Raw genomic sequence first — 7987 nt, forward strand, 5'->3', positions numbered from 1 at the left:
CCGGTTCACACCGGCCGCTCGCCTCGGACGATCGGCGACGTAGAACGGCGAAGCATACGGAGCGGCTCCCGAATCGTGCGGAGGGGGTTTGGCGTGAATCAGCTCGGCAGGAAGGGGACAACTTAACACGCGACCGTGCGCCGTGGTAGCATTTTCAACTGCCGAACGACGAAGCCTAGATGAGAGGCCGCCACGCGTGTGCGGCCACCGCCGCCGATAAGGAAGCATCACGATGACGCTGCTCTACACCGACGACCGATTCCTGAAACACGAAACCGGCAAACATCCGGAACGACTCGAGCGCTTGCAAGCGATCTCGAAGAAGCTCGCCGAGGAAAAGCTCGACGCGCGCTGCACGCGCCCCCCTTGCGTTGCCGCCACGCTCGAACGGCTCGTCCGCTGCCACGACCGCGAGTACGTCGTGCGCTTGAAGGAATCGATCGGAGCCGGCAAGCTCGGTTCGATCGAGCAAGATACCGTCGTCTCGGCCGGGTCGTACGACGCCGCCGTGCTCGCCGCGGGAAGCGCGTGCGATGCCGTCGGTCGGGTGTTGCGCAAGGAAGATAAGACGGCGCTCTGCTTGGTCCGTCCGCCGGGCCATCATGCGCTCAAGGGCGCACCGATGGGCTTCTGCTTGTTCAACAACGTCGCCGTCGCGGCCCGGGCGGCGATCGCCGAGCATGCGCTCGAGCGAGTGCTTATCATCGATTGGGACGTGCGTCACGGCAACGGTACGCAAGACGAATTCTACGAAGACGGCAAGGTCGGGTTTCTTTCGATCCATCGAAGCCCGTTCTATCCCGGCACCGGCGCGGCGGACGAAACGGGCCGAGGGCCGGGCCTGGGGACGACGGTGAACGTGCCGGTTGCGTTCGGCACGCCGCGGACTAAATACTTCGACTTGTTTCGAGCCGCGCTCGACAAGATCGCCACGCGCATGAAGCCGCAACTGGTGCTCATCAGCGCCGGCTTCGATGCTCACAAAGACGACCCGATCGGCTCGCTCGAGCTCGAAACCGAGGACTTCACGGAGCTGACGAAGCTGGTGCGCAACGTCGCCGACGTCCATTGCGAAGGCCGCCTCGTGAGCCTACTCGAAGGAGGCTACGACCTTGCAGCCCTGGCCGACTCCGTCGCGGTGCATTTGCGCGGGCTCTTACAGTAGCAGGCACGTTCCACGTGCCGTCCGCCGCTTGCGTCGTTCGGAGATGGTGTCGGATGCGGTCGTTTCGAGTCGCCCGTGGCTACGGCACGTGGAACGTGCCTGCTACTTTAATGCGCGAATTCCCCCGAGCCTTCCGGCGGCGTTCGCTTGCCGTAGAAGCTGTAGAGGACGGGAATCAGGTTCGTCAGCAACAGCGTCGTGAGCATGCCGCCGACGACGACGATCGCCAACGGGCGTTGCGTCTCACTGCCGATCTTCGTCGACACGGCGGCCGGCAACAGGCCCAAGATCGCCGTCAGCGCGGTCATGCATTGCGGGCGAATCAGGGCCTCGGTGCCGAGCTTCAACGCCTCGGCCAGCGAGTGCCCGTGGGCGCGAAGCATGTTGTAGCGCGAGATGAACAACAGCGCGCTCATCGTCCCGACGCCGAGGATCGAAATGAATCCGACCCCCGCGGAGATGTTGAACGTCTCGCCGGAAAGCAAGAGCGCCCAAACGCCGCCGATGCACATCACCAGCACGTTCGTCAGCACGACGAACGCGTCGAGCAGCGAACGCAAGGCGAGATACAACAGCACGAGAATCAACATCAGCGCTAGCGAGACGACGATCGCCAACCGATGGCCGGCCTCCTGCATTTCCTGAAACTCACCGCTCCATTCGACTTCGATCGGCGCTTTATAAAGCGAAGCGGTTTTGGCCTGAGCTTCCGACACGGCGCTAGCCAAATCGCGTCCGCGAACCGAAAAACTAACGGCGATCAACCGCTTCCCCTCTTCGCGATAAATGGTCGATGCGGCCGAGCGGACCATGCTTCCTTTCACATCGGGAAGCCCCTCTTCGTTGACCGGCGAAACCAAATCGCCGAGCCGGCGACGGGGCACGAGATCGAGATACGCGGTCGGCGAGTTGAAGGCGTTGCCCGCGAGCGACGGCTGCGAGCGGCTCGAACCGATCGGCGAGATTGCGAGATCGTCGTTCCCTTGGCCGGAAGCGCTGCGCGCAATGTCTTTCACCTGATTCCGCACGACATCGACCGGAATTTGCAAAATCTCTTCGGCGCTCGAGCGGAGCCGGCGCGGCCAACGGAGCGTCAGGTCGAAACTCCGCTCCCCTTCGACGATCTTCGACAGCGACTTGCCGGCGACCGCTGTCTGTATCACGTCTTGCACATCGGCCGTGCTGACGTTCCATCGCGCGCACTTCTCGCTATCGATCGCGAATTCGAGATTCGTTTGTCCCTTAATGCTGAAGATCCCCACGTTCTCGATGCCGGGCACGGTCATCAGCCGGCGCTTCGTTTCATCGGCGAGCTGCTGTAATTCCGTCAGGTCGGAGCCGATGATCTTGATCGAGTTTTCTCCCTTCACGCCCGACAGGGTTTCGAGCACGTTATCGCGAATGGCTTGCGAGAAGCTCCAGTCGACGCCGGGAATCGCGCGCTTCAACTCGTCGTTCATCTCGGCGATGAGCTCGTTCTTCGAGCGATGTCGCGATTGGGTGCCGAGCCAGCGGCGCCAGCCCGACTCCGCTTTCACCAGCGGCCAATCTTCTTGGCTCAAGAGGGGGGCGAAAAGCTCGGCGTTGTAAAAACCGGTCGGGTCCGTGCCGTCGTCGGGTCGGCCGAGTTGGCTGAGCACCCCTTTGATCTCGGGATATTTCTGCATGATCTCGCGGGCGATCTTCGCTTTGTCGTTGACTTCCGTCAGCGAGACGTTGACGGGAAACGTGCCGCGAACGTAGATATTGCCTTCTTCCAAGGCCGGCATGAACTCACGCCCGAGATAGTTGAGACTGAAAAAAGTAACTGCGACCAAAGCCACGAACGCACCGACGACGGCATACCGGTGCCGCAACAAGAACGCGAGCTGACGAAGATAGATCGCGTTCAGCCCACGGACCAACCGATTCTCCGGCCGGGGCTTCAAGCTCTTGAAGAAAATGCGACACAACGCCGGGCTCAATGTAATCGAAAGCAACAGGGCCGAGCCCAACGCGAGGGCGTAGGTGTCGGCCATCGGGCCGAAGATTTGTCCTTCCGGGCCCTTCATCGTGAAGAGGGGCAGCAGCGCGAAGATCATGATGAGGGTCGAGAAGAACAAGATCCGCTCGATCGAGCTCGCCGCCTTCTCGATCCGCTTTTCCAACGGCAAGTGCGGATCTTGGTTCGTCGCGATGAAGCGATACACGCACTCGACCATGATGATCGAAGAGTCGGCGATGATGCCGAAGTCGACGGCGCCGAGCGAAAGTAAGTTGGCCGATTGCCCGCGCAAATACAGGACCGCGAACGAGAACAAGAGCGATAGCGGAATGTTCACGGCGACGATCAGCGCGCTGCGCAAATCGTTGAGAAACACCAAGAGAATCAGCGTCACGAGCGTGAGCCCGACGAAGACGTTTTCCTTCACGGTCTCGGTCGTGCGGTCGATCAGCTCGGTTCGGTCGTTGAAGGTGACGAGCTTCACGCCGGGCAAAAGTTTTCCTTGCCGCTCGTTGAGCTCTTTCACTTTCGCTTCGACGGCGTGCAAGGCCGGAAGCGATTGTTCTCCTTTGCGAAGCAGAGCGATCCCTTCGACGACGTCGTCGTCGGTCCCCCAGACGCGGTTGCCGTTCGCGTCGCGCAAGTACTCATCGTCGGTTCCCTTTTTCGGCATCGCCACGGCGACCCGACCGAGCCTGGTCGAGCGTCCGACGACGACGCCGGCCTCGGCGAGGTCGAGATCGGAATCGGCGCGCCCCCCTTCGACCACTTCCCCGATCCGCACCGGAATGTTGTTGTTCGAGGCCAGCACGATCCGCCGAATCTCGTTCAAGCGGCGATCTTCTTCGCTGCGCAACAGGTTGGCCGCGCGCAGCGGATCGCTCCAGTTGAGCACCGTACGCACGGGATCTTGCCCGCCGCCGATCAATCCCAGGCCGCGCACCGCTTGCACGGTTTCGCCGAGCATCAGATAGTCGCCGCCGGCGTTGGCGTTGGAATTCTTCACCGCATCTTCCAACGTCGACAGCGAGATGCCGTATTTTCGCAGCCGCTCGGGATCGGGATGCACTTCGTAGCGCTTGATCTCGCCGCCGAAGCTGACGACGCTGCCGATTCCCGGAATGCGCCGCAGTTCGCGATCGAGCACCCAATCTTGCGTCGACTTCATATCCGAGAGCGTGTAGATCGGCCGGCCGTCGGCATCGCGAGGATTCGAGAGATAGTAACGATAGATTTCGCCGATCGGCGACGCTGGGTTCAACTGCGGCACGACGTTCGGCGGAAAGTTCACCATGCTCAAGCGATTCAAGACTTCGGTCTTCGCGCGATTCGGATCGATGCCGTATTCGAACTGATTGCGCACATGCGACAAGCCGAACAGCGATTTCGAGCGCGTGGTCGTCAGCCCCGGCATGCCCGCCAGGGCGACTTCCATCGGCACGGTCACTTGCCGTTCGATCTCTTCGGCCGAAGCGCCGGGAAATTGCGCGATGACTTCGACGATCGCCGGTGCGGGGTCGGGATACGCTTCGATGTTGATATTCACCAGCGCATGCGAACCGACCACGGCGATGGCGACGGCCAGCAGAATCACGACCAGCTTATTGTGAATCGCCCAGTGAATCAGACTATGAACCATGACGACACCGAGCCTAGAAGAGAGCCCCGACGGTTTCGGAGCGAAGAGAAGCGGCTACCGGCAAGACGAAGACGAAGATCGGTCGGAATGCACGGCGATCCGGTTACGGTCCCGACGAATTCTGCTGGGCCAAGCCGGTATCGTTGCTCGGATTCGCTAAGCCGAGCTCCTTCCAAGTGCTTTCCAGAATCACGATGCCGGACGATACGACCCGTTGGCCCGGCTGCAAAACGGTGAAGCCGCGCTGGCGTTCGTCGTCGGTGAGCTGCGTCCGCAAGTGGACGAACGAGCGACCTCGATAGCTCACGGCGACCAACTTGCGCGAGAATTCGTTGCTCGCTTCTCCACCGACCACATACAGCACGCCTCCTTCGCCGGAGTCGATCACGGCGACCGCAGGAACGATGATCTCTCCTTGGCGCGGCAGCAATTCGACGAGCGCCGAAATGAATTGCCCGGCCATGTACTTGCCGTTCGGGTTGTCGACCCAACCGACGAGCTGCGCCGTGTGTTGCACCGGGTCGATGATCTTTCCGGCCAGCTCGAACGTGCCCGTCAGCGGCGCGGCTTCCGGCTCGGCGGTCAGCGCGATGCGCCATTTCCGCATCTCCGGCGGGAGCGCGATGATGCCGGGCAGGTCTTCTTCATAGACGTTGGCGACGACCATTAAGCGGCGAATGTCGCCGATCTTAAACAGATCGAGACTCGCATCGACGATCTCGCCGATGGTGATGTTCTTTTCGAGGATCACGCCTTGAAACGGAGCCCGCACTTGCAGCTCGGCCCAACCTTCGCGCAAATCCGACGCCGATTGCTGCGCCGCTCCTTCGCCGTGCAGCCGCTCGGCCTCGCGACGAATGGCGGCGACTTCCGCTTCGGAAAGCTGCCACGAACGGAGCGTGCGCTCGCCGTTCTGAACGCTGATCAGCGCTCCTTCGTAGGCCCGTTGCGCGTCGCGTAAGACATGCTCCGAGACTTCGCCGGGGCGCAAGGTCTTCAACCGATCCAGCGTCGCTTTGCTCAGGTTGAATTGCGAATACGAATCGAGCAGCTCGCTTTTCTTTTGGCCGATCTCCTTGCTCCAGATCACGGCGAGCGTTTGATCTTTCTCGACCTCGTCGCCGAATTGCAACGGCCGATCCGGCTTGCCGTCCGGTCCGCGATGCATTCCGAGCGACATGATATGGCCGTCGAACCGAGAATGGATTCGAGCCAAGCGATTGGAGTCGAGCATCAGCGAGCCGGGGAGCTTCAACGGATGCGAATTCGGCACCTTCTCGACCTTCGCGATCCGGACGCCGAGCCGGTCGACGATCTCTTCCGGCATGTACACCGTGTCGGGATGCCCGGCCAAGAGGCGAGCTTCTTCCTTCGGCGCCGAAGATGCTGCAACGGTTGCCGGTTGCGGCGCAGCTTTCGCCGCAGAACCGGCTACGATGCGACCGCGAGCGTAGTACCCAGCACCGATGCCGACCGCTAAACAGACGGCGACCAGGGCGAGCGATTTCGATTTTGCGAGCATGAATCAACCGCGTCGAGTGCCGAGGTGCGAGCAAAGAAAACGGACATGCTCTTAATACGGCAATTCTACTGCGACAGATCGACGCGAACGCCTCCGGCTAATAACGATTACCGACTTGTAACTAGCGCCAAGTCAAAATAACCGTTTAGTAAGCGGAAACCAACATGCTCGATAGCATTCTCTCAACCAAGCCTGCGACCGACTACGGAAACTGCTCCTGTTGCAGCAATCCGGAGATGATCGCGGCCGAGGTCCAACGTGCTTCTTCCGCTTCGATATAGCCGAGATCGGCCTCGATGAGCGTCCGTTGCGATTGCAGCAACCGAAGGAAATCGGTCTGCCCCTGTTCGAACAGGCTCCGGTTCACACGAAACACTTCTTGGGCTTTCGGCAGGATCCGTTCGCGATAAATTCGTGCTCGTTCGACGGCGGGGATATACGTGCCGAGGGCGTCGGCCGTTTGTTGCGAGAGTTCGTTCTCGGTCCGTTGCAGAGCGGCTACGGCGCGAACGGTGTCGGCACGCGCGGAACGGATGCCCCCCTGGTTGCGGTTCCAAAGCGGAATCGTCGTCGTGAATTGCGCGTAGCCTTGTTGGTGGTTCGGTCCTTCGACCGCGTATTGATAGCCACCTTGGATGTTGAAGTCGGGATACGGCTCGGCCATCGCGCGGCGCAAGGCCCATTGCGTCCGTTGGATTTCCACGGCGGCGATCGCGGCGACGGCGTTGCGGTCGACGACGCCGAGCCGAACCGCTTCGAGCTCGTACTCCGGAAGCGGTGTCGTTAGGTCGAACTGGAGCCGGCCGATTTCCATCTCCGCGACGCCGATCACCGCGGCCAGCCGCTTGCGCGAGGCATCCAGCACGGAGACCGCGTTCTGATGCGCGAGCTCCGCACGATCGTATTCGATTTCCAAAAGCGTGGCGTCGGCGCGATTCGTTTCACCGGCCGCGAGCAACTTCTGGCCGACGTCGCGCGATCGCGAAGATACTCCTAACAGCTGCTCGAGCACTTCGACGCGTCGCTGCGCCGTGGCCGTCGTGTAGTATTGCCGACGCACGTTCGTCAGCACTTCGAAGCGGGTCCGCGTAAAGTCGAGCTGCGCCTGTTCGACGGCCCGTTGCGCCGTGGCTCGGCTCAACCGCAACTTGCCGGCGGTGATGAATTCCTGCGAGAACACGGCGTTGTATTGGCTGATGCTTCCAGCCCATTGCGGCGAGCTGGAGAAGAACCCGGGATTCGGCAGCATGCCGACCTGCACGGCATTTCCTTGCGCGACTCCGACCTTGGCCGACGATTCGCGCAGCGCCGGGTTGCCGGTCATCGCCATGAACTCGACTTCCTGCAACGTCGTGCCGGGCTGGGCGTCGAGGGGTGGAGTCGCCACGTTTTCGATCGGCAGCGCACCCGGCGGGCTCGCAGTGTAGGGATCTTTCGGAGCAATTACTTTCGGAACGGCCACCTTCGGCACCGGCGGCGCGAGCGAATCCGACGGCGTCGGCGGCATCGGCTTCCCGACCGGAGGTTGCGCCGTTGCCGTGGGATTCGCCGCGGCCGGTGGTGTGCTTCTCGGGACCTGCTGTTGCTGCAACGCCACGACCCGCAACGAGGATGCCGCTTCATAGTCCGCGATTTGCTGACCGGAGACCGAAGTCGAAATCGTCGTCGCGGAAGCGG

At 61.6% G+C, this 7987-nt stretch carries 4 protein-coding genes; 1 reads left to right on the forward strand and 3 read right to left on the reverse strand.

Annotation, left to right across the window (positions count from 1 at the left end):
• The first annotated feature begins 232 nt into the window (after nt 1–232).
• A complete protein-coding gene (locus K8U03_19520) occupies nt 233–1165 on the forward strand; it encodes a histone deacetylase (protein ID MCE9607079.1) in 933 nt (310 codons plus the stop codon).
• Nucleotides 1166–1272: 107 nt separating this feature from the next.
• On the opposite strand, the gene K8U03_19525 is transcribed toward K8U03_19520, so the two are convergent.
• From K8U03_19525 to K8U03_19535, 3 genes are all read right to left on the reverse strand, one after another.
• Entirely contained in the window at nt 1273–4788 is a 3516-nt protein-coding gene (locus K8U03_19525) for an efflux RND transporter permease subunit (protein ID MCE9607080.1), read from the reverse strand.
• Nucleotides 4789–4891: 103 nt separating this feature from the next.
• The gene (locus K8U03_19530; protein MCE9607081.1) at nt 4892–6310 is read right to left on the reverse strand and encodes an efflux RND transporter periplasmic adaptor subunit; all 1419 of its coding nucleotides are present in this window, start codon (nt 6308–6310) and stop codon (nt 4892–4894) included.
• Between the two features lie 202 nt (nt 6311–6512).
• The coding region (locus K8U03_19535; GenBank protein ID MCE9607082.1) for a TolC family protein at nt 6513–7987 on the reverse strand (1475 nt) is incomplete at its 5' end.

The organism is Planctomycetia bacterium, assembly GCA_021413845.1.
In the GTDB taxonomy this organism is placed as follows: Bacteria; Planctomycetota; Planctomycetia; order Pirellulales; family PNKZ01; genus PNKZ01.